Source organism: Nonomuraea sp. NPDC049684 (assembly GCF_044465345.1).
In the GTDB taxonomy this organism is placed as follows: domain Bacteria; phylum Actinomycetota; class Actinomycetes; order Streptosporangiales; family Streptosporangiaceae; genus Nonomuraea.
On record NZ_JBITLO010000003.1, the window covers coordinates 619440 to 640531 of the forward strand.

Here is a 21092-nt window from a genome sequence, read left to right on the forward strand (position 1 = left end):
TCGTGCGGTAATCTCTACCCACGATATGCAGCAGGGCCAACGTCGTCCCCGCCTGTAGAGCAGTTCTTGACAGACGAAGACGACGGGAGGGATTCAATGCCTGCTGCCCACCTCGGATTCCCCGAGCCTCAGGGCCTCTACCACCCCGCCAACGAGCATGATGCCTGCGGTGTCGCCATGGTCGCCGACGTCGCAGGACGCCGTGGGCACACGATCGTGGTCAAGGCGCTGACGGCGTTGTGCAATCTCGATCACAGGGGAGCCAAGGGTAGCGAGCCGGACACCGGCGACGGAGCCGGGATCCTGACGCAGATCCCCGATGAGTTCTACCGCGCGAGCGTGCCGTTCGCGCTGCCCGAGGCCGGCGCGTACGCGACCGGCATCGCCTTCCTGCCGGCCGACGAGCAGGCCAGGGCCGTCGCCACCGGCCTGATCGAGGAGATCGCGGCCGAGGAGAACCTCACGGTGCTGGGCTGGCGGGACGTCCCCGTCGACCGCGCCCTGCCGGGCCCGAGCGCCCGCGCCGTCATGCCGCACTTCGCCCAGCTCTTCGTCTCGAGCCCCGGCGGCGAGCAGGGCCTCGACCTCGACCGGCTGGCCTTCTGCCTGCGCAAGCGGTCCGAGCACGAGGCGGACGTCTACTTCCCCTCGCTGTCGGCCCGCACGGTGGTCTACAAGGGGATGCTCACGCCCGACCAGGTGGAGCCGTTCTTCCCCGACCTGAGCGACGAGCGTTACGAGAGCGCGATCGCGCTGGTGCACTCGCGCTTCTCCACCAACACCTTCCCGAGCTGGCCGCTGGCCCACCCCTACCGGTACGTGGCGCACAACGGCGAGATCAACACGGTCAAGGGCAACCGCAACTGGATGCGGGCCCGCGAGGCGATGCTGTCATCGGCCCACATCCCGGGCGACATCTCGCGGCTCTTCCCGATCTGCGACCCCGACGGCAGCGACACCGCCAGCTTCGACGAGGCCCTGGAGCTGCTGCACATCGGCGGCCGGAGCCTGCCGCACGCGGTGCTGATGATGATCCCCGAGGCGTGGGAGAACCACACCGAGATGGATCCGGCGCGCCGCGCCTTCTACGAGTTCCACTCCTCCCTGATGGAGGCGTGGGACGGCCCGGCCTCGATCACGTTCACCGACGGCACCCTGGCCGGGGCCGTGCTCGACCGCAACGGGCTGCGTCCCGGGCGGTTCTGGGTGACCGCCGACGGGCTGGTCGTGCTGGCCTCGGAGGCCGGCGTGCTCGACTTCAAGCCCGAGGACGTCGTCCGCAAGGGCCGCCTGCAGCCGGGCCGCATGTTCCTCATCGACACCGCCCGCGGCAAGATCATCGAGGACGACGAGATCAAGGCCGAGCTGGCCGCCGCGCTCCCATACGAGGAGTGGCTGCACGCCGGGCTGGTCAGGTTCGAGGAGCTGCCCGCGCGGCAGCGGGAGATCCCCACGCACGAGGCGCTGGTCAAGCGGCAGCAGACCTTCGGCTACACCGAGGAAGAGCTGCGGATCATCCTGTCGCCGATGGCCAGGACCGGCGCCGAGCCGATCGGCTCGATGGGCACCGACACGCCGGTCGCGGTGCTGAGCGAGAAGCCGCGGCTGCTGTTCGACTACTTCACCCAGCTGTTCGCGCAGGTCACCAACCCGCCGCTGGACGCCATCCGGGAGGAGCTGGTCACCTCGCTGGCCAGCGTGCTCGGCCCCGAGGGCAACCTGCTCGACCCGGGCCCGACCTCCTGCCGCCAGCTCGTGCTGCCGTACCCGGTGATCGACAACGACGAGCTCGCCAAGATCATCCACATCAACGACGAGCACGACCTGCCGGGCTTCCACCCGCACGTCATCAGCGGCCTGTACGAGGTGGCCGGCGGCGGCCAGGCGCTGCTCGCGCGCCTTGAGGAGATCAGGGCCGAGGCGTCCGCGGCCATCGCCGACGGCGCGCGCATCATCGTGCTGTCCGACCGTGGCTCCTCCGACGCGCTCGCCCCGATCCCGTCGCTGCTGCTCACCGGCGCGGTGCACCACCACCTGATCCAGGAGAAGACCCGGACCAAGATCGGGCTGGTCATCGAGACCGGCGAGGCACGCGAGTGCCACCACATGGCGCTGCTCATCGGCTACGGCGCCGGCGCGGTCAACCCGTACCTGGCGATCGAGACCGTCGAGGACCTGGTCGACACCGGTGTGCTGCAGATCGGCAAGCACAAGGCGGTGCGCAACCTGATCAAGGCGTACGGCAAGGGCGTCATCAAGGTCATGTCCAAGATGGGCGTGTCCACGGTGGCCTCCTACACCGGCGCGCAGATCTTCGAGGCGCTCGGCCTGAGCCAGGAGGTCATCGACGCCTGCTTCACCGGCACGACGTCCCGGCTGGGCGGCGTCGGCTTCGACGTGCTGGCCGAGGAGACCGCCCAGCGTCACCGCCACGCCTACCCGCGGGCGGAGAACGCCCACCGCAGGCTCCAGGTCGGCGGCGAGTACCAGTGGCGGCGCGAGGGCGAGCCGCACCTGTTCAACCCCGAGACCGTCTTCAAGCTCCAGCACGCCACCCGCACCCGCCGCTACGAGATCTTCAAGGAGTACACGAGCCTCGTGGACTCCCAGGCCGAGCGGCTGATGACCCTGCGCGGCCTGTTCAAGCTGCGCAAGGGCCGGTCGATCCCGATCGAGGAGGTCGAGCCGGTCGAGAGCATCGTCAAGCGCTTCTCCACGGGCGCGATGTCGTACGGCTCGATCTCGATGGAGGCGCACGAGACGCTCGCCATCGCGATGAACCGGCTCGGCGGCAAGTCCAACACCGGCGAGGGCGGCGAGGACCCCGAGCGCCTGTACGACGCCACCCGCAGGTCGGCGATCAAGCAGGTCGCCTCCGGCCGGTTCGGCGTCACCAGCGAATACCTGGTCAACGCGACCGACCTGCAGATCAAGATGGCTCAGGGTGCCAAGCCCGGCGAGGGCGGCCAGCTCCCCGGCCACAAGGTCTACCCGTGGATCGCCAAGACCCGCCACTCCACGCCCGGCGTCGGCCTCATCTCGCCGCCGCCGCACCACGACATCTACTCGATCGAGGACCTGGCCCAGCTCATCCACGACCTGAAGAACTCCAACCCGGAGGCCAGGGTCCACGTGAAGCTGGTCGCCGAGGTCGGCGTCGGCACGGTCGCGGCGGGCGTGTCCAAGGCGCACGCCGACGTGGTGCTCATCTCCGGCCACGACGGCGGCACCGGCGCCTCGCCGCTGACCTCGCTCAAGCACGCTGGCGCGCCCTGGGAGCTCGGCCTGGCCGAGACCCAGCAGACGCTGCTGCTGAACGACCTGCGCGACCGCATCGTGGTGCAGGTGGACGGCCAGCTCAAGACCGGCCGCGACGTCGTCATCGCCGCCCTGCTGGGCGCCGAGGAGTACGGCTTCGCCACCGCCCCGCTGGTCGTCTCCGGCTGCGTGATGATGCGGGTCTGCCACCTCGACACCTGCCCGGTGGGCGTGGCCACGCAGAACCCCGAGCTGCGCAAGCGCTTCAGCGGCAAGCCCGAGTTCGTGGTCAACTTCTTCGAGTTCATCGCCGAGGAGATCCGCGAGTACCTGGCCGAGCTGGGCTTCCGCTCGCTCGACGAGGCGATCGGGCACGTCGAGATGCTCGACACGACGGCCGCCGAGAACCACTGGAAGGCCGGCGGGCTCGACCTGTCGCCGATCCTGCACCAGCCCGAGCTGCCCGCCGGCACGCCCAAGCGGCGCACCGTCGAGCAGGACCACGGCCTGGAGCACGCCCTCGACAACACCCTGATCCAGCTCGCCGAGGGCGCCCTCGACGACGGCACCCCGGTCACGCTGGAGCTGCCCATCCGCAACGTCAACCGCACGGTCGGCACCATGCTCGGCTACCAGGTGACCAAGCGGTACGGCGGCCAGGGCCTGCCCGAGAACACCATCGACATCGGCTTCACCGGCTCGGCGGGCAACTCCTTCGGCGCGTTCGTGCCCCGCGGGATCACGCTGCGGCTGACCGGCGACGCCAACGACTACCTCGGCAAGGGCCTGTCGGGCGGGCGGATCACCGTCCGGCCGCACGAGGAGGCCCCGCTCGACGGGCACATCATCGCCGGCAACGTCGCCCTGTACGGCGCCACGTCCGGCGAGGTGTTCGTCCGCGGGGTGGTCGGCGAGCGGTTCTGCGTCCGCAACTCCGGCGCCACGGCGGTCGTCGAGGGCGTGGGCGACCACGGGTGCGAGTACATGACCGGCGGCCGGGTGGTCGTGCTCGGGCCGACCGGGCGCAACTTCGCGGCCGGCATGTCCGGCGGCGTGGCGTACCTGCTCGACCTGCGGCCCGAGCGGGTCAACCGGGAGATGGTCGCCATCGAGCCGCTGACCGCGCAGGACGCGGAGTTCCTGAAGGAGACGGTCGAGAAGCACTTCGCCGAGACCGCGTCCCCGGTGGCCAAGCAGCTGCTGGCCGACTGGGACGCCGCGCTCGCCCGGTTCGGCAAGATCATGCCGACCGACTACAAGAGGGTGCTGGAGGCCGCCGAGGCCGCCCGCGCCGAAGGCAGGGACATCGACGAGGCCGTCATGGCGGCTGCGGTTCAGGGCTAGGGAGGCGTACTCGATGGCTGACCCCAAGGGTTTTCTCACGCACGAGCGGGAGCTGCCGGCGCGCCGCCCGGTCGACGTCCGCATCAGCGACTGGCGGGAGGTCTACCAGGACTTCCCGCAGGAGAAGCTGACCAGGCAGGCGGCTCGCTGCATGGACTGCGGCATCCCGTTCTGCCACAACGGCTGCCCGCTCGGGAACCTCATCCCCGAGTGGAACGACCTCGTCTACCGCACCGACTGGCGCGAGGCGATCGAGCGGCTGCACGCCACGAACAACTTCCCGGAGTTCACCGGCAGGCTCTGCCCGGCTCCGTGCGAGGCGGCGTGCGTGCTCGGCATCAACTCCGACCCGGTGGCGATCAAGCGGGTCGAGGTCGAGATCATCGACCGCGCCTTCGCCGAGGGCTGGGTGACCCCGCAGCCGCCGCGGGTGCGCACCGGCAAGAAGGTGGCCGTCGTCGGCTCGGGCCCCGCGGGCCTGGCCGCCGCCCAGCAGCTCACCAGGGCCGGGCACGACGTGGTGGTGTTCGAACGCGCCGACCGCCTCGGCGGCCTGCTGCGGTACGGCATCCCCGAGTTCAAGATGGAGAAGCGCCACATCGAGCGGCGCCTGGAGCAGATGCGGGCCGAGGGCACCCGGTTCCGCACCGGCGTGAACGTCGGCGTCGACGTCACCGCGGCCGAGCTGCGCGAGCAGTTCGACGCGGTGGTGCTGTCGGGCGGCGCCACCCAGTGGCGCGACCTGCCGGTCGCCGGGCGCGAGCTCAAGGGCGTCTACCAGGCGATGGAGTACCTGCCGCTGGCCAACAAGGTCCAGGAGGGCGACTACGCGGTCGCGCCGGTCTCGGCCGAGGGCAAGCACGTCGTGGTGATCGGCGGCGGCGACACCGGGGCCGACTGCATCGGCACCGCGATCCGGCAGGGCGCCGCCTCGGTGACCCAGCTGGAGATCATGCCGCAGCCGCCGGCGTCCCGGCCCGGCAGCCAGCCGTGGCCGACGTTCCCCATCCTGTTCAAGATGGAGAGCGCGCACGAGGAGCTGGCCGACGGCGGCGGGGAGCGCGTCTACGCGGTCTCCACCACCGAGTTCGTCGGCGACGACGAGGGCAACGTCAGGGCGCTGCGCCTGGTCGAGGTCGAGGGGCCGCAGAACGGCTTCAAGCCGATCCCCGGCACCGAGCGGGAGATCCCGGCCGAGCTGATCACGCTGTCCATGGGCTTCGTCGGGCCGGAGAAGGGCTCCCTGCTGGAGGACCTGGCCGAGGTCGCGGGCGAGGGCTTCTACGACGCCCGCGGCAAGGTCGCCCGGGACAAGACGTACATGTCGAAGGTGGACGGCGTGTTCGTGGCCGGTGACATGGGCCGCGGGCAGTCGCTCATCGTGTGGGCCATCGCCGAGGGCCGTTCGGCCGCCTCGGGCGTCGACCGGTACCTGAGCGGGGAGACGGCGCTGCCGTACCCGATCCTGCCGACGGCGCGTCCGCTGGTCTGACCTGCGCGAAGGGCCACGGAGCCGGCCGGCTCCGGGGCCCTTCGTCTTTTGCACACTCTGCAAGTCTTGCAGAGTGTGCAAAAGCTGCGTAGAGTGCAACGCATGGAGAGTCCGGAACAGCGCCGTGAGCGCCGCCGGGCCGAGAAGCGGCAGGCCATCCGGCTGGCCGCGGTGCGGCTGGCGCTCGACGAGGGCCTCGACGCCGTGACCGTCGAGGCCGTCAGCGCGGCGGCCGACATCTCGCCCCGCACGTTCTTCAACTACTTCGCCTCCAAGGAGGAGGCGCTCGTCATGGAGCCGATCTGGCGGCCCGACGACATCGCCGCCATGCTCGCCGACCGCCCGGCCGACGAGCCCGCCTTCCGGTCGCTCAAGACGGTGGCCCGGGAGCTCGCCGTGCGCGTGCGCCCGATCTGGGACACCATGCAGCCGTTCATGGAGCTCAACAACCGTTATCCCGAACTGGCCGCCAGGGCGCGCGCCGCCGACCAGACCCAGATCATGGAGACGGTCCTCGGCGCCGTGCGGGCCAGGCCCGGGGTGACCGGCGGCATGCACGCCCGGATGCTGCTCATCACGACGTTCGGCGCGATGATCTCGGCCATCCAGGAGTCGGCGGCCACGGACCAGCCGGTCGAAGAACTGCTCGACGAGGCGTTCACGCTGCTCGAACGCGGACTCTGACACATCCGGAAAGTAAGCGGCGATCGGGGTGGCACCCCCGACCGCCGCGGATTCCTCCTGCCCTCGCGAAAGAAGCAAGGAGACAACTGAATGGTATCGACAATCGCCCAGGAGGCCGCACCTCGGCGCGGCCTCCTGCTCAGCATGGGCTCGCTCCTGCTGTGCCTGTTCCTGGCCGCCGTCGACCAGACGGTGGTGGCCACGGCCACCCCCACCATCGTGGGCGAGCTGAACGGCCTGGAGAACGTGTCGTGGCTGGTCACGGCCTTCTCCCTGACCTCGGGCATCGTCGCGCCCCTCTACGGCAAGCTCAGCGACATGTACGGCCGCCGCAACCTGTACCTGTCGGCCATCGCCCTGTTCCTCGCCGGCTCGGCCCTGTGCGGGCTCGCCCAGACGATGGCCCAGCTCATCGCCTTCCGCGCCTTCCAGGGCATCGGCGCCGGCGGCCTGATGGTGCTGACCCTGGCGATCTCGGCCGACATCGCCACCCCGCGCGAGCGCGCCAAGTTCCAGGGCCTGTTCGGGGCGGTGATCGGCGTGGCCGCCGTCCTCGGGCCGATCATCGGCGGCTACCTCACCGAGCACGTCTCCTGGCGCTGGATCTTCTACATCAACCTGCCGCTCGGGGCCGTCGCGCTGGCGGTCGCGTTCGCGGTGCTGCGGCTGCCGCGGCGCACCTCGCCGCACCGGATCGACTGGGCGGGAGCCGCGCTGATCTCCGGGGAGCTGACCTGCCTGACGCTGTTCGCCTCGTGGGGCGGGACGACGTACGCGTGGACCTCGCCGGTCGTCGTCGGGCTGGGCGTCGGGGCGGTCGTGCTGGCGGGGCTGTTCGTGCTGGTGGAGCGGAGGGCGAAGGAGCCGGTGCTGCCGCTCGGGCTGTTCCGCGACCGCACGCTCACGATCGCCACGGCGACCATCGTGCTGATGGCCACCGGGATGGTGGGGGCGGCCACCTTCCTCCCGCTCTACCTGCAACTGGCCGCCGGGGCCAGCGCGTCGAACTCGGGGCTGCTGCTGCTTCCCCTGATGGCGGGCATGATCGCCGCCTCGGCCGTCGCGGGGCGGGTGGTGACCGCGCTGGGGACGTACAAGTGGGTCGTGGTGATCGGGGCGGCGCTGGCGACGGTGGCCGCGTTCCTGTTCTCGACCATGGGGCTCGCGACCGGGGCGGTCACGTCCGGGCTGTACATGGTGCTGTTCGGGGTCGGGCTCGGCATGGTGCTGCAGAACCTGATGCTGGCCGTCCAGGTCAGCGCGCCCGCCGCCGACCGGGGCGCGGCCACGTCGGTGGTGTCCTTCGCCAGGAACGTGGGCGGCGCCGTGGGGGTGGCCGTGCTCGGGGGCGTCTTCACCGGCAGGCTGGGGCAGGCGGCCCTGGCCGCGGGGGCCGCGGGTGCGGTGCCCGAGTCCGTACGGCCGGCCTTCGCCGAGGCGGTCACCGGGGTCTTCGCCTGGGTCACGCCGGTCATGCTGGCCGGCGTCGTGCTGCTGGTCTGCCTGCCGAACGTGCGCCTGCACCGCGACTCCTGACCCCGTACGACGCGGGCTCCCGACAAAAACCCCCAGAGCCCGCGTCACCCCCCCATCAGCCGAAATTTCACACCTAAGTTGCATCAGCCGTTGACTGTCGGGAAGATGCAGATTCTGCGACAGTCGGTGGATGGGGGAGCAATGCGGCGAGTCGCCACTGGACTGACGGCGCTGGCCGTCGCCGCCGCGCTGACCGCGTGCTCGGCCGCCGCCGGCGACCGGGCCACCCCCGAGGAGCCCGCGCAGGACGGCCCCACCAGCTCCACGCAGGCCACCCAGTCCGCGCAGCCCGGCGCGACCTCCCCCGCCGGCCAGAACCAGAACCTGGTCTTCTACGCCGACGGCAAGCAGGGCCAGGCCCTGGCGGCCGTCAAGCGCGCCGGCGGCACGGTCGTCGAGGAGGACGGCAAGCTCGGCTACGTGCTCACCCAGGGCGGCGGCGACGGTTTCGCCGAGAGCGTCGGCGCCGACCCGGCCGTCGTCGGCGTCTCGCCCGACCGCCGCGTCATCGGCGCCACCTCCTCCCTCGCCGCCCGCGCCGGCGGCAGGGGCTTCCCCGACGCCGGATCCATGGCCGGGAAGGGCCTGGCCCAGGAGCCCCTGGCCCACCTGCAGTGGGACATGAAGATGATCGGCGCCGACCGGGCCAACGCCAAGGCCCCCGGCAACAAGAAGGTGCTGGTCGGCGTCATCGACACCGGCGTCGACGGCAAGCACCCCGACATCGCGCCCAACTTCGACCGCGAACTGAGCCGCAACTTCGTCACCGACAAGCCCAAGGACGAGCGCGGCGAGACCCTGGACGGCCCCTGCGAGGTCCCCTCCTGCAAGGACCCCGTGGACGAGGACGACGACGGCCACGGCACCCACGTCGCCAGCACCATCGCCTCCCCGATCAACGGCATCGGCATCGCCGGCGTCGCCCCGGACGTGCGGATCGTCAGCATCAGGGCCGGCCAGGACTCCGGCTTCTTCTTCCTCAAGCCCAGCCTCGACGCCCTCACCTACGCCGCCGACATCGGCGTGGACGTCGTCAACATGAGCTACTACGTCGACCCCTGGCTGTTCAACTGCGCCGCCAACCCGGCCGACACCAAGAAGGAGCAGCTCGAACAGCGGGCCGTCGTCGTCGGCATGCAGCGCGCCCTCGACTACGCCCGTGGCAAGGGCGTCACGCTCATCTCCGCACTCGGCAACGGCTCCACCGACCTCGGACACCCCACGGCCGACAAGCAGAGCCCCGGCTACCCGCGCGGCGACGAGAAGACCCGCAAGATAGACAACTCGTGCATCAACGTGCCGGCCGAGTCCAAGGGCGTGATCTCGATCTCCGCCGTCGGGCCGTCCGGACGCAAGGCTGTCTACAGCGACTACGGCCTGGAGCAGACCGACCTGGCCGCCCCCGGCGGCGACGCGCTGGACGGCAAGGGCGCCGAGGCCAGCCGGTCGATCCTGGCCGCCGCCCCCGAGCACGTGCTCAAGGCGGGCGGCCGGATCGACGCCTCCGGCAAGCCCAAGGGCGCCGACGTCGTGCGCGACTGCCACAAGGGCGTCTGCTCCTACTACCAGTACCTCGACGGCACCTCCATGGCCGCCCCGCACGCCACCGGCGTCGCCGCCATCCTGATCAGCCGGTTCGGCAAGCCCGGCCCCGGGGGCCTGTCCATGGACCCGGCCGCCGTGGAGGACCTGCTCTACCGGACCGCGACGCCCGTGGCCTGCCCGACCCCGCGCGCCTACGTCTACAAGGTGTACGGCGAGAACGAGACCCACCAGTGCGAGGGCGACCAGGCCAGGAACGGCTTCTACGGGCACGGCGTCGTGAACGCCTGGAAGGCGGCCACCATAGAGCCATGATGTACCGCCTGCTCGCGGACGCGGTGATGGTGACGCACTTCGCCTTCCTCGCCTACGTGGTCCTGGGCGGGTTCCTGGCCTGGCGGTGGCGGCGGACGATCTACCTCCACCTCGCGGCCGTCGGCTGGGCCGTGGTGACGCTCGTCACCCACGTGGACTGCCCGCTGACCGTCGCCGAGGACTGGGCGCGGCGCAGGGGAGGGCTGCCGGGCCTGCCGCCGAGCGGCTTCGTGGACCACTACATCGAAGGCGTCGTCTACCCTGAACAGTACGCGAACTTGGTACGGCTGGGACTCGCCGTTCTCGTGTTGTTCTCCTACGTCGGGTACGTTCTCCGTCGTCAGTGACTGCCAAGTGGTCTGTACCAATTAAGGTAGGACTCGTGACTCGTCGCGCGAAAATCGTCTGCACCCTAGGCCCAGCCACTTCGTCCAAAGAACGCCTCCACGAGCTGATCTCCGCGGGCATGGACGTGGCACGGTTCAACCTCAGCCATGGCAACCATGACATGCACAGAGAGGTCTACGACCGGGTCCGGGAGGTGGCGGCCGACCTCGGCCGCGGCGTAGGCGTGCTCGCCGACCTGCAGGGCCCCAAGATCCGCGTCGGCACCTTCGAGGAAGGGCCGGTGCGCCTCGGCTTCGGCGACGTCTTCACCATCACCACCGAAGACGTGCCCGGAGACCGCGAGCAGGTCTCGACCACCTACAAGGGCCTGCCCGGCGACGTGCGTCCCGGTGACAAGATCCTCGTCGACGACGGCCGCCTGGTCCTGGAGGCCACCCGCGTCGACGGCGACCGCGTCATCACCCGCGTCGTCATCGGCGGCATGATCTCCAACAACAAGGGCCTCAACCTGCCGGGCGTCAACGTCAGCGCGCCCGCCCTCACCGACAAGGACGAGGCCGACCTGCGCTGGGCGCTGCGCACCGGCTTCGACATGATCGCGCTGTCCTTCGTCCGCCGTCCCTCCGACGCCGACGTCGTGCGCAACATCATGGAGCAGGAGGCCGTCCGCCTGCCGCTGCTGGCCAAGATCGAGAAGCCGCAGGCCGTCGACCGCCTGCCGGAGATCGTCGAGGCCTTCGACGGCATCATGGTCGCCCGCGGCGACCTCGGCGTGGAACTGCCCCTGGAGCAGGTGCCGATCGTCCAGCGGCGCATCATCGGGCTGTGCCGCGAGAAGGCCCGCCCGGTCATCGTCGCCACGCAGATGCTCGACTCCATGATGAGCGCCCCGCGCCCCACCCGCGCCGAGGCCAGCGACGTCGCCTACGCCGTCATGGACGGCGCCGACGCCGTCATGCTGTCGGGCGAGACGTCGGTCGGCAGCTACCCGATCGAGTCGGTCGCGACGATGGACCGCATCGCCTGCGCCGCCGAGAAGTCGTCCCTGCACGCCACCCACAGCCTGGAGCGCCTGCCGGAGACCACCGGCGGGGCCATCGCCAGGGCCGCGGCCGAGGTCGGCGCGATCGTCGGCGCCAAGGCGCTGATCGCGTTCACCATGTCCGGCGAGACGGCCCGACGGCTGGCCCGCTACCGCTCGCCGATCCCGCTGCTGGCCTTCACCTCGGCCCCGCACGTGCGCGGGCAGCTGTCGCTGACGTGGGGCGTGGAGACGTTCCACGTGCCGTTCGTGCACCACACCGACGACATGGTGCGGCAGGTGGAGGCGTCGCTGCTGTCGCTCGGGCGGCTGGAGAAGGGCGACAAGGTGGTCATCGTGGCCGGCTCGCCTCCCGGCACGCCGGGCAGCACCAACGCGCTGCGGGTGCACACCATCGGCTCCGCGGTCTCGCACGCGAACTGACCGCCCCGCCCACGCCCCGCGCGGGCTCGCCCGTCCGGGCGAGCCTCCGCCGGTGCGTCCCGCGGCTTTTCCTTCCTTACGGCTTCGCCCGGCCGGCCACCCGCCGCACTCCGGCCGGGGGCCCTCCAGGAAACGCCCGCTGACCCTTCACCGGCGCGCCGCCGTGACGCAGCGCCCTGTGGGCCCCCTCCGTGGCACATGGCCGGCGGAGAGGGCCGTGATGGGTCAGTGGGCGTGCAGGGCGGCGTTCAGGGTGATGCCGGAGCCCGTGCGGGGCAGGGCCTCCACCGCGCCCGACTGCGAGTTGCGGCGCAGCAGGATCCCGTTGGAGCCCGACAGCTCCGCCGCCTTGACCACCGTGCCGTCGGGCAGCGTCACCCGGGTGCCCGCGGTCACGTAGAGGCCCGCCTCCACCACGCAGTCGTCGCCCAGCGAGATGCCGATGCCGGCGTTGGCGCCCAGCAGGCAGCGCTCGCCGATCGAGATGACCTGCTTGCCGCCGCCCGACAGCGTGCCCATGATCGAGGCGCCGCCGCCGACGTCGGAGCCGTCGCCGACCACCACGCCCGCCGAGATGCGCCCCTCGACCATCGAGGTGCCCACCGTGCCGGCGTTGAAGTTCACGAAGCCCTCGTGCATGACGACCGTGCCCGACGCCAGGTGGGCGCCCAGCCGCACCCGGTCGGCGTCGGCGATGCGCACGCCCTCCGGCAGCACGTAGTCGACCATCCGCGGGAACTTGTCCACCCCGTACACCGTCACCACGCCCTTGGCCCGCAGCCGCAGCCGCGTGCGCTCGAAGCCGGGCACCGGGCACGGCCCGAAGTTGGTCCACACCACGTTGGCCAGCAGGCCGAACTGGCCGTCCAGGTTCACGCCGTGCGGCCGGACGAGCCGGTGGGAGAGCAGGTGCAGCCGCAGGTAGACGTCGTGGGCGTCGACCGGCGGCTCGGAGAGCTTGGCGACGCCCGTGCGCACCGCCACCACCTCGACGCCCCGCGCCGCGTCGCGGCCGGTCAGCGCGGCCAGCTCGCCGGCCTCCTCGGCGGAGATCCGCTCGGTGCCCGTCGCGGGCGGCTCGCCCAGCTCGGGAGCCGGGAACCAGGTGTCGAGAACGGTGCCGTCGTCGGCGATGGTGGCGAGGCCGACGCCGAACGCGCCGGTCGAGGTGGGATCGATAGCAGTCACGAGCCAAAAATACCGGGCGCCCGCTCAGCCCAAGGAGCCCAGGTCCGCCGACAGCCACCGCTCGGGCCGCATCCGGAACGTCACCAGGACGTGCAGGTCCGAGCCGTACACGTAGCCCGACACCGCCTCCTGCGGCAGGTAGCGGGCGGCGATGCGGGTCAGCTCCTCGATCGTCGTGGGGTCGGAGCGCACCACCGGGCCCTCGACCGACACGTACCGGTAGGTCGGGCTGACCCGCTGGACCAGCATCGTGAACCGGCCCGCCTTCGCCACCAGCCGCGCCTTGCGCGACTCGCTGTCGGTCAGGAACCTGATCTCGCCGCCGGGGCTGTAGTCGTACCAGACGGGCACGGCCAGCGGCGACCGCCCCGCGCCCGTCTCCACCGCCAGGCTCGCGATGTGCGGCTCGGCCAGGAACGTCTCCCGTTCGGTCACGCTCAACGGCATCCCCCGCCACCCCCGTCTCGTCCGTCGCAACTCGTCACAAAGGACTGTTCCCGGCGAACCGCCCGCGAAATCCCGCGCCTCGGCTCCTTGATCACGCCGGTGCCTTCACGGGTGAAAACCACTCGCACCGCCGCCGAGGGTGCCGCCATCATCGACAGGTTGGCCACCCGCGGGCCGCACGCGCCGGCCGGGTGGGTTCTTCGACGATGACGGGACATCGCCTTGGCAGACATCATCGAGCTCAACCGGGGGTCGGTGCTGGCCACCGTCGACCTGGTGAACACGATCAAGCCCGCCGACCTCGACCGGCCGACGCCCTGCGCCGGATGGGCCGTCCGCGACCTGCTGGAGCACCAGATCGTGCAGAACCACGGCTTCGCCCTGGCCGCCTCGGGCGCGCGGTCGGAACTGGCGAGCTGGCAGCCGCGCCCTCTGGGCGAGGACCACGCGGCCGAGTACGCCGCCTCCGCGCAGGCCGTCGTCGCCGCCTTCGCCGCGGACGGCGTGCTCGACCGGGCCTTCTTCCTGCCCGAGATCCGCGACGGCGGCCCGTTCCCGGCGGCCATGGCGATCGGCTTCCACTTCATCGACTGCGTGGTGCACGCCTGGGACTTCGCCAGGGCGCTCGGCGTGCCGCCCGGCATCGACGACGACCTCGCCGCGGCCGCTCTCCCGCTGGCCGCGCAGGTGCCCGACACGCCGGAATCGCGCGGTTCGGGGAAGGCGTTCCTGTCCGGCGTCGAGCCCGGGGGAGCCGCCACGGCGCTCGATCGCGTGGTCGGCCTGCTCGGCCGCGCGCCCTCCTGGACGCCCTGAACCGGTCGGCATTTCGGGCCTGCCCGTCGAGGCGGCAGTCATGGGGAACGAAAAACCGCCCGGCCTATGAGGGAGCCGGGCGGTCAGGCCGGTGCCCCGGGTGGGATTCGAACCCACACTGTATGGATTTTGAGGCCATCGACTCTGCCGTTGGTCTACCGGGGCGACTTCGTCCGGTTGGTGATCTCGCAGCGTAATGCCCGAGGCCGCACCGGCGTGGATCTAATCTACCGGACGTCTGTACTCTTCTGCTCGTGAGTACGCAGCGGCGAGTAGTGATCGCGGAAGACGAGGCCCTGATCCGCCTCGACCTCAAGGAGATGCTCCAGGAGGACGGTTACGTCGTCGTGGGCGAGGCCGGTGACGGGGAGCAGGCGATCCAGCTCGCCGCCGACCTGCGGCCCGACCTCGTCATCCTCGACGTGAAGATGCCCGTGCTCGACGGCATCTCGGCGGCCGAGCGCATCGTGGCCGACCGGATCGCGCCGTGCCTGATCCTCACCGCCTTCTCCCAGCGTGACCTGGTGGAGCGGGCCCGCGACGCGGGGGCGATGGCCTACCTGGTCAAGCCGTTCACCAAGGCCGACCTGGTGCCGGCGATCGAGATGGCGGTCAGCAGGCACGAGGAGATGGTGGCGCTCAGCGCGGAGGTGTCCAGCCTCTCCGAGCGGCTGGAGACCCGCAAGCTGGTCGAGCGGGCCAAGGGCCAGTTGATGGCCCAGCACGGCTGGACCGAGCCGCAGGCGTTCCGGTGGATCCAGAAGGCGTCGATGGACCGGCGGCTGAGCATGCGGGAGGTTGCTCAGATCGTTATAGACGACGCGGCCGAGCGGGCATGAAAAGCGCCTATATCAGGTGATTTAGCCCCGCGGGTTGTGGCCCGGTCACGACTGGGCATCCAACCGGCTTCGGCTTCTTTCTGCGCAGGCGTCCCGGCGCATGCTGATGGGCGGACGGAAGGTCCGCTCATCTCGAACGGAGACGCTTTCGATGATCCGCATTTCCCGCGCGCTGGCCGTCGCCACAGCGGCGAGCCTGGCACTGGCGGCGTGTTCGACCGGCGGCACGACCGCCGGGACGGGCGCCACCGGCGCCGCGTCCGTGCAACCCTCCACGGCCGCCGCGGCCAAGGGGGACGGCACGCTGACGATCGGCACCGTGCTGCCCCAGACGGGCAATCTCGCCTATCTGGGACCACCCGAGTTCGCCGGGGTCGACCTGGCGCTCAAGGAGATCAACGACGCCGGGGGAGTGCTCGGCAAGCCGGTGGCGAAGATCGACACCGACTCGGGCGACACCACGACCAACATCGCCTCGCAGTCGGTGGACAAGCTGCTCGGCCAGAAGGCCGACGCGATCATCGGCGCGGCGTCCTCGTCGGTGTCGGAGTCGATCGTGGACAAGATCACGCGGGCGGGCGTGGTGCAGTTCTCGCCGGCCAACACCTCCGACAAGTTCACCACGATCAACGACCAGGGCCTGTACTTCCGCACGGCGCCGCCGGACAAGCTGCAGGGCCGCGTGCTGGGCGACCTGGTGGCCGCCGACGGCAACGACACGGTCGCCATCCTGGCCATGCAGGACTCCTACGGCTCGGGCCTGGCCGACCAGGTGACCAAGACGGCCGAGGAGGCCGGCGCGAGCGTGGTCGAGCGGGTCGACTACGACCCCAAGGCGGCCGAGTTCTCCGCGGACGTGGCCAAGGTCAAGGCCAAGAACCCGAAGGCGATCGTGCTGATCGGCTTCGAGGAGACGGCGAAGGTCGTTCAGGAGCTGGTCAAGCAGGGCCTGACGGCCGACAAGGTCAAGTGGTACATGGTGGACGGCAACATGTCGAATTCCAACTACCTCAAGATGCCCAAGGGCACACTCAAGGGCGTCAAGGGCACGATCCCCGGCGCCGCGGCCCCGGAGGCGTTCCAGAAGCGGCTGCTGACGGTGAACCCGAAGCTGACGAACTACACCTACGCGGCGGAGTCGTACGACGCGACGACCCTGATCGCGCTGGCGGCCGAGGCGGCCAAGGACGACTCGGGCACCGCGCTGGCCCCCAAGCTGATCGAGGTCAGCAAGGGCGGCGAGAAGTGCCAGGACTTCAAGGCGTGCGCCGACCTGCTCAAGGCGGGCAAGGACATCGACTACGACGGCGTGAGCGGCCCGGTGGACTTCAACGACGCCGGTGACCCGTCGATCGCGACGATCGGCGTCTACCAGTACGACAAGGACAACAAGTACGACGCGGCCAAGGCGCTCGAATATCGCAAGGGCAACATCGCCGGCTAGGGCAGTGCCCCCGGCAAGCCGGACAACCCGCCATACAACCACCCCAGTCCCGAAATTTCGGGCTGGGGTGGTTCATATGGAGTCATGACCGTAACGCTGATGAAACATGCAATTACAGAGGGTGATTGCGACATTACAAATTAGCATAAAAGTACCCGAAATCCCCACATCTCCCCGTCAAAGAGGCATGCTGAGCTCGGAAAACGCAGCGAGGGAGATCGTTCCCCCGCTGGGAATAAGGGGAGTCTCTTTTATGATCCGCATTGCTCCAGCAGGGCGCTTCCTGGCCGTCGCGGCAGCGGCGAGCCTGGCCCTGACGGCCTGTGGCGGCGGTGGCGACACGGCCGCGCAGCAGACCACGTCCGCGGCGCCGTCCTCGTCGGCCCCGGCCACCCAGACGGAGGCGGCCAAGGGCGACGGCACGCTCACGATCGGCACCGTGCTGCCCCAGACCGGCTCGCTGGCGTTCCTCGGCCCGCCCGAGTTCGCCGGCGTCGACCAGGCCGTCAAGGAGATCAACGACGCGGGCGGCGTGCTCGGCAAGCCGGTCACCAAGATCCACACGGACTCGGGTGACACCACCACGAACGTGGCCTCGCAGTCGGCGGACAAGCTGATCGCGCAGAAGGCCGACGCCATCATCGGCGCCGCCTCCTCGTCGGTGTCGGAGTCGATCATCGACAAGGTCACCGGTGCCGGCGTGGTGCAGTTCTCGCCCGCCAACACCTCTGACAAGTTCACCACCATCAGTGACCAGGGCCTGTACTTCCGTACCGCGCCCCCGGACAAGCTCCAGGGCCGCGTGCTGGGCGACCTGATCGCCGCCGACGGCAACGACACCATCGGCATCCTGGCCATGCAGGACTCCTACGGCTCCGGCCTGGCCGACCAGGTGACCAAGACCGCCGAGGCGGCCGGCGCCAGCGTCGTGGAGCGCGTGGACTACGACCCCAAGGCGGCCGAGTTCTCCGCGGACGTCGCCAAGATCAAGGCCAAGAACCCGAAGGCGATCGTGCTGATCGGCTTCGAGGAGGGCGCCAAGGTCATCCAGGAGCTGGTCAAGCAGGGCCTGACGGTCGACAAGGTCAAGTGGTACATGGTGGACGGCAACATGTCGAACACCAACTACCTCAAGATGCCCAAGGGCACGCTCAAGGGCGTCAAGGGCACGATCCCCGGCGCCGAGGCTCCGGAGGACTTCCGCAAGAAGCTCCTGGAGATCGACCCCAAGCTGGAGGACTACACCTACGCCGCCGAGTCCTACGACGCCGCGATCCTCATCGCCCTTGCGGCCGAGGCCGCCAAGGACGACAGCGGCAAGTCCATCGCCGCCAAGCTGCCCGAGGTCAGCAAGGGCGGCGAGAAGTGCAAGACCTTCAAGGAGTGCGCCGACCTGCTGAAGGCCGGCAAGGACATCGACTACGACGGCATCAGCGGCCCGATCGAGTTCAACGACGCCGGTGACCCCGCCGTGGCCACCATCGGCGTCTACCAGTACGGCGAGGACAACAAGTACGCGCCCAAGGCCCTGGAGTACCGCACGGGCAACATCGAGGGCTGACCCTCACCCGCCGCCCAGGCCGCACACTCGCAACGAGTACTGGATCAACCGGTCCTGCAGCGGCTTGGGCGGCACCACGATCACCACCCGCTCGGGCCCGCCGTCCACGGTGGCCCGCACCGGGAACAGGAACGCCTTCTTGGCCTCGGCGAAGGCGTGCGGGTCGCAGCGGCCGGGGGTGAGCGTCACCGGCACCTCCGTCCGCTGCTGCCCGCTCTCCAGCACGGTAACGGGCCGCCCGCCGGCCTCCGGCGTGATGATGTAGTGCGTGGTGCCGTCGAGCTCGGTCAGCGTCACCTTGCCTGCGCCGCGCCGGGTGACCACCAGCTTGCCCCGCATCTCCTTGCCCACCTGCTTCCAGTCGGGCCCGAACTCGATGCCGGCGGCCTCCTTGATGAGGAATTCCGAGCATTCGTCCCGAAGCAGGCGGGTCAGCAGCGGGCTGGGGTGCGGCACCTTGAAGACCACCCGGCGCGGCTGCTCGGCGCCGGCGCGGATGTTGGCCACCACGGTGGCGGGCTGGAGCTGGGGCAGGCCCGCGGGCAGGCAGTTGGCCGCGCCGTAGGTGATGCGCAGGTCGGTGCGCTCGGTCCGCCTGATCGTGGCGTCCGTCTTTTCCGGCGGCAGTGTTTTGAACGACGGCGTCACGAGCTGGACGTCGGCGAAATACACGGGTATGCCGCTGGTATTACGGACGGCCACCTCCAGAGCGTGCACGGGCTCGTCGGAACGCCATTGCTCCAGCGTGACCGATACGCCGGCGGGAGGATCCGAGGAAGGCGGCGGGGGCGGCGGCGACGAGGCGCACCCGGCAAGAAGGACCGCCGTGACTAGGACAGGCGTAAAACGCTTCACCCGTCGCACATTAAGCCTGCTAGCGCAGGTCCGTAAGTTGAGGACTGATTACGACTCCGCATCCAAGTGCCGACAGTTCACCCCGCCATCTGGTTCGAGTACACGGCGATTTTGTACGTTTCCGTCATTCGATCGGGAGCGCTCGGCGGTGCTGACGATCCCGGCCTGGAAATGAAGGAGACACTTCATGATCCGCATTGCTCCCGTGGGGCGGGCGCTGGCTGTCGTGGCCGCCACCAGCTTGGCCCTGACGGCCTGCGGCGGTGGCGGCAGCAACACCGCCACGCAGTCCTCGCAGCCGGCCGCGCCATCCTCGTCGGCTCCCGCGGCCAAGGGCGACGGCACCCTCACGATCGGTACGCTGCTGCCCCAGACCGGTTCGCTCGCCTTCCTCGGCCCGCCCGAGTTCGCCGGCGTCGACCTGGCCATCAAGGAGATCAACGAGGCCGGGGGCGTGCTGGGCAAGCCCGTCACCAAGTACGACACCGACTCGGGCGACACCACCACGAACATCGCCTCGCAGTCGGTGGACAAGCTGCTGGCCCAGAAGGCCGACGCCATCATCGGCGCGGCGTCGTCCTCGGTGTCGGAGTCGGTGATCGACAAGATCACGGGCGCGGGCGTCATCCACTTCTCGCCCGCCAACACCTCCGACAAGTTCACCACGATCGAGGACAAGGGCCTGTACTTCCGCACCTCGCCGCCGGACAAGCTGCAGGGCCGCGTGCTCGGCGACCTGGTGGTGTCCGACGGCAACGACACCGTCGGCATCCTGGCGATGCAGGACTCCTACGGCACCGGCCTGGCCGACCAGGTGCAGAAGACGGTCACCGACGGCGGCGGCGAGGTCGTCGAGCGCGTGGACTACGACCCCAAGGCCGCCGACTTCTCCGCCGACGTGGCGAAGATCAAGGCCAAGAACCCCAAGGGCATCGTCATGATCGGGTTCGAGGAGACCGCCAAGGTCATCCAGGAGCTGGTCAAGCAGGGCCTGCCGGCCGACAAGCACAAGTGGTACATGGTCGACGGCAACACCTCCAACACCAACTACGTCAAGATGCCCAAGGGCACGCTTGAGGGCGTCAAGGGCACCATCCCGGGCGCGGCCGCTCCGGAGGAGTTCCAGAAGAAGCTCCTCGGCATCAACCCCAAGCTGGAGGACTACAGCTACGCCCCCGAGTCCTACGACGCGATGAACCTGCTCGCCCTGGCCGCCGAGGCCGCCAAGAGCGACGCGGGCACCGACATCGCCGCCAAGCTGGCCGAGGTCAGCAAGGGCGGCGAGAAGTGCAAGGACTTCAAGAGCTGCGACGACCTGCTCAAGGCCGGCAAGGACATCGACTACGACGGCGTGAGCGGCCCGGTCGAGTTCAACGACGCCGGTGACCCCGCCGTGGCCACCATCGGCATCTACCAGTACGGCAAGGACAACAAGTACGCCACCAAGGCGCTGGAGTACCGCACCGGCAACATCGCCGGCTGACCGGCCTCCCGCAGCACCTCTGAGAAGGGCCCGGTCCGCGCGGACCGGGCCCTTCCGTCATGCGCAGCCGGCCACGATCTGGTCGGCGGCGGCCCGGTACTGCCGCAGCAGCGCGACCTGCCGCGCGTGCGGCACGTCGTTCCTGGACAGGCCCGCGGTGGCCGTCTCGACGCTCTGGACGGCGGCGTGCAGCGAGGCCGGCAGTCGGTCGCCGAACTGGAGCGTGATGCCGCGCAGCTCGGCCAGCCGGCCGATGACGGCGTCCTCGAAGTACTGCTGCTCCTCCTGGCCCTTCGGCCGCAGCATCAGGTCGGCGTAGCCGATGGCCGAGACCACGCGCGCGCACGGGCTGTCGGTCGGGTCGCCGCCGGTGCTGTACCGCTGCGCCGAGGAGGCGTCCTCCTGGCAGCCGACGAGCAGGACGGGCAGGACGAGCGCCACTGTCAGCATTCGTTTCACAGCGTTCATTAAAAAA

General features: G+C 70.1%; 16 protein-coding genes and 1 tRNA gene. 12 read left to right on the forward strand and 5 right to left on the reverse strand.

Features of this window, described 5'->3' with window-relative positions; translation table 11 throughout:
* The first annotated feature begins 96 nt into the window (after positions 1-96).
* The 7 genes from gltB (at position 97) to pyk (ending at position 11984) form a co-directional block, all read left to right on the forward strand.
* Entirely contained in the window at positions 97-4602 is a 4506-nt protein-coding gene (gene gltB / locus ACIBST_RS13185; RefSeq protein ID WP_397171448.1) for a glutamate synthase large subunit, read from the forward strand.
* Between the two features lie 13 nt (positions 4603-4615).
* A complete protein-coding gene (locus ACIBST_RS13190; RefSeq protein WP_397171450.1) occupies positions 4616-6094 on the forward strand; it encodes a glutamate synthase subunit beta in 1479 nt (492 codons plus the stop codon).
* A 102-nt stretch (positions 6095-6196) separates the two neighbouring features.
* Positions 6197-6778, forward strand: coding sequence for a TetR/AcrR family transcriptional regulator (locus ACIBST_RS13195; RefSeq protein ID WP_397171451.1), 582 nt, complete (start codon positions 6197-6199; stop codon positions 6776-6778).
* 90 nt (positions 6779-6868) lie between these two features.
* Entirely contained in the window at positions 6869-8314 is a 1446-nt protein-coding gene (locus tag ACIBST_RS13200; protein ID WP_397171453.1) for an MDR family MFS transporter, read from the forward strand.
* A gap of 141 nt (positions 8315-8455) precedes the next feature.
* Entirely contained in the window at positions 8456-10171 is a 1716-nt protein-coding gene (locus ACIBST_RS13205; protein WP_397171455.1) for a S8 family peptidase, read from the forward strand.
* The gene (locus tag ACIBST_RS13210) at positions 10168-10518 is read left to right on the forward strand and encodes a DUF2784 domain-containing protein (RefSeq protein ID WP_397171456.1); all 351 of its coding nucleotides are present in this window, start codon (positions 10168-10170) and stop codon (positions 10516-10518) included. Before ACIBST_RS13205 ends, ACIBST_RS13210 begins: the two co-directional genes overlap by 4 nt.
* Positions 10519-10553: 35 nt before the next feature.
* Positions 10554-11984, forward strand: coding sequence for a pyruvate kinase (pyk, locus tag ACIBST_RS13215; protein WP_352327603.1), 1431 nt, complete (start codon positions 10554-10556; stop codon positions 11982-11984).
* A 225-nt stretch (positions 11985-12209) separates the two neighbouring features.
* Here pyk and dapD read toward each other — a convergent pair whose 3' ends face one another.
* Both dapD and ACIBST_RS13225 read right to left on the reverse strand, forming a co-directional pair.
* Positions 12210-13172, reverse strand: coding sequence for a 2,3,4,5-tetrahydropyridine-2,6-dicarboxylate N-succinyltransferase (gene dapD / locus ACIBST_RS13220; protein ID WP_358293842.1), 963 nt, complete (start codon positions 13170-13172; stop codon positions 12210-12212).
* A 24-nt stretch (positions 13173-13196) separates the two neighbouring features.
* Positions 13197-13619, reverse strand: coding sequence for a pyridoxamine 5'-phosphate oxidase family protein (locus ACIBST_RS13225; RefSeq protein WP_397171458.1), 423 nt, complete (start codon positions 13617-13619; stop codon positions 13197-13199).
* A gap of 222 nt (positions 13620-13841) precedes the next feature.
* Between ACIBST_RS13225 and ACIBST_RS13230 the strand changes: the two genes are divergently transcribed.
* On the forward strand, positions 13842-14435 hold the full coding sequence (locus tag ACIBST_RS13230) for a TIGR03086 family metal-binding protein (protein WP_397171460.1): 594 nt from the start codon (positions 13842-13844) through the stop codon (positions 14433-14435).
* Between the two features lie 92 nt (positions 14436-14527).
* Here ACIBST_RS13230 and ACIBST_RS13235 read toward each other — a convergent pair.
* Positions 14528-14600, reverse strand: a tRNA-Leu gene (locus tag ACIBST_RS13235).
* 89 nt (positions 14601-14689) lie between these two features.
* Here ACIBST_RS13235 and ACIBST_RS13240 point away from each other — a divergent pair.
* From ACIBST_RS13240 to ACIBST_RS13250, 3 genes are all read left to right on the forward strand, one after another.
* Entirely contained in the window at positions 14690-15274 is a 585-nt protein-coding gene (locus ACIBST_RS13240) for a response regulator (protein ID WP_352327599.1), read from the forward strand.
* A 151-nt stretch (positions 15275-15425) separates the two neighbouring features.
* On the forward strand, positions 15426-16718 hold the full coding sequence (locus tag ACIBST_RS13245) for an ABC transporter substrate-binding protein (RefSeq protein WP_397171461.1): 1293 nt from the start codon (positions 15426-15428) through the stop codon (positions 16716-16718).
* Between the two features lie 253 nt (positions 16719-16971).
* Positions 16972-18279: an ABC transporter substrate-binding protein gene (locus ACIBST_RS13250; protein ID WP_387666576.1), complete on the forward strand. Its 1308-nt coding sequence runs from the start codon at positions 16972-16974 to the stop codon at positions 18277-18279.
* A gap of 3 nt (positions 18280-18282) precedes the next feature.
* Here the strand turns inward: ACIBST_RS13250 and ACIBST_RS13255 are convergent, their stop codons facing one another.
* Positions 18283-18981, reverse strand: a complete 699-nt coding sequence (locus ACIBST_RS13255; RefSeq protein ID WP_397171463.1) for a hypothetical protein — start codon at positions 18979-18981, stop codon at positions 18283-18285.
* Positions 18982-19321: 340 nt separating this feature from the next.
* Here ACIBST_RS13255 and ACIBST_RS13260 point away from each other — a divergent pair, with 340 nt between their 5' ends.
* Positions 19322-20617, forward strand: a complete 1296-nt coding sequence (locus ACIBST_RS13260; protein ID WP_397171464.1) for an ABC transporter substrate-binding protein — start codon at positions 19322-19324, stop codon at positions 20615-20617.
* A 57-nt stretch (positions 20618-20674) separates the two neighbouring features.
* On the opposite strand, the gene ACIBST_RS13265 is transcribed toward ACIBST_RS13260, so the two are convergent.
* On the reverse strand, positions 20675-21076 hold the full coding sequence (locus ACIBST_RS13265) for a hypothetical protein (protein ID WP_397171466.1): 402 nt from the start codon (positions 21074-21076) through the stop codon (positions 20675-20677).
* Positions 21077-21092: the final 16 nt, after the last annotated feature.

Coding starts and splice junctions, on each gene's coding strand:
- ACIBST_RS13210 (WP_397171456.1), top strand. CDS start 10,168: ATGATGTACCGCCTGCTCGCGGACGCGGTGATGGTGACGCACTTCGCC.
- ACIBST_RS13245 (WP_397171461.1), top strand. CDS start 15,426: ATGATCCGCATTTCCCGCGCGCTGGCCGTCGCCACAGCGGCGAGCCTG.
- ACIBST_RS13190 (WP_397171450.1), top strand. CDS start 4,616: ATGGCTGACCCCAAGGGTTTTCTCACGCACGAGCGGGAGCTGCCGGCG.
- ACIBST_RS13200 (WP_397171453.1), top strand. CDS start 6,869: ATGGTATCGACAATCGCCCAGGAGGCCGCACCTCGGCGCGGCCTCCTG.
- ACIBST_RS13205 (WP_397171455.1), top strand. CDS start 8,456: ATGCGGCGAGTCGCCACTGGACTGACGGCGCTGGCCGTCGCCGCCGCG.
- ACIBST_RS13195 (WP_397171451.1), top strand. CDS start 6,197: ATGGAGAGTCCGGAACAGCGCCGTGAGCGCCGCCGGGCCGAGAAGCGG.
- ACIBST_RS13225 (WP_397171458.1), bottom strand. CDS start 13,619: ATGCCGTTGAGCGTGACCGAACGGGAGACGTTCCTGGCCGAGCCGCAC.
- gltB (WP_397171448.1), top strand. CDS start 97: ATGCCTGCTGCCCACCTCGGATTCCCCGAGCCTCAGGGCCTCTACCAC.
- ACIBST_RS13250 (WP_387666576.1), top strand. CDS start 16,972: ATGATCCGCATTGCTCCAGCAGGGCGCTTCCTGGCCGTCGCGGCAGCG.
- ACIBST_RS13260 (WP_397171464.1), top strand. CDS start 19,322: ATGATCCGCATTGCTCCCGTGGGGCGGGCGCTGGCTGTCGTGGCCGCC.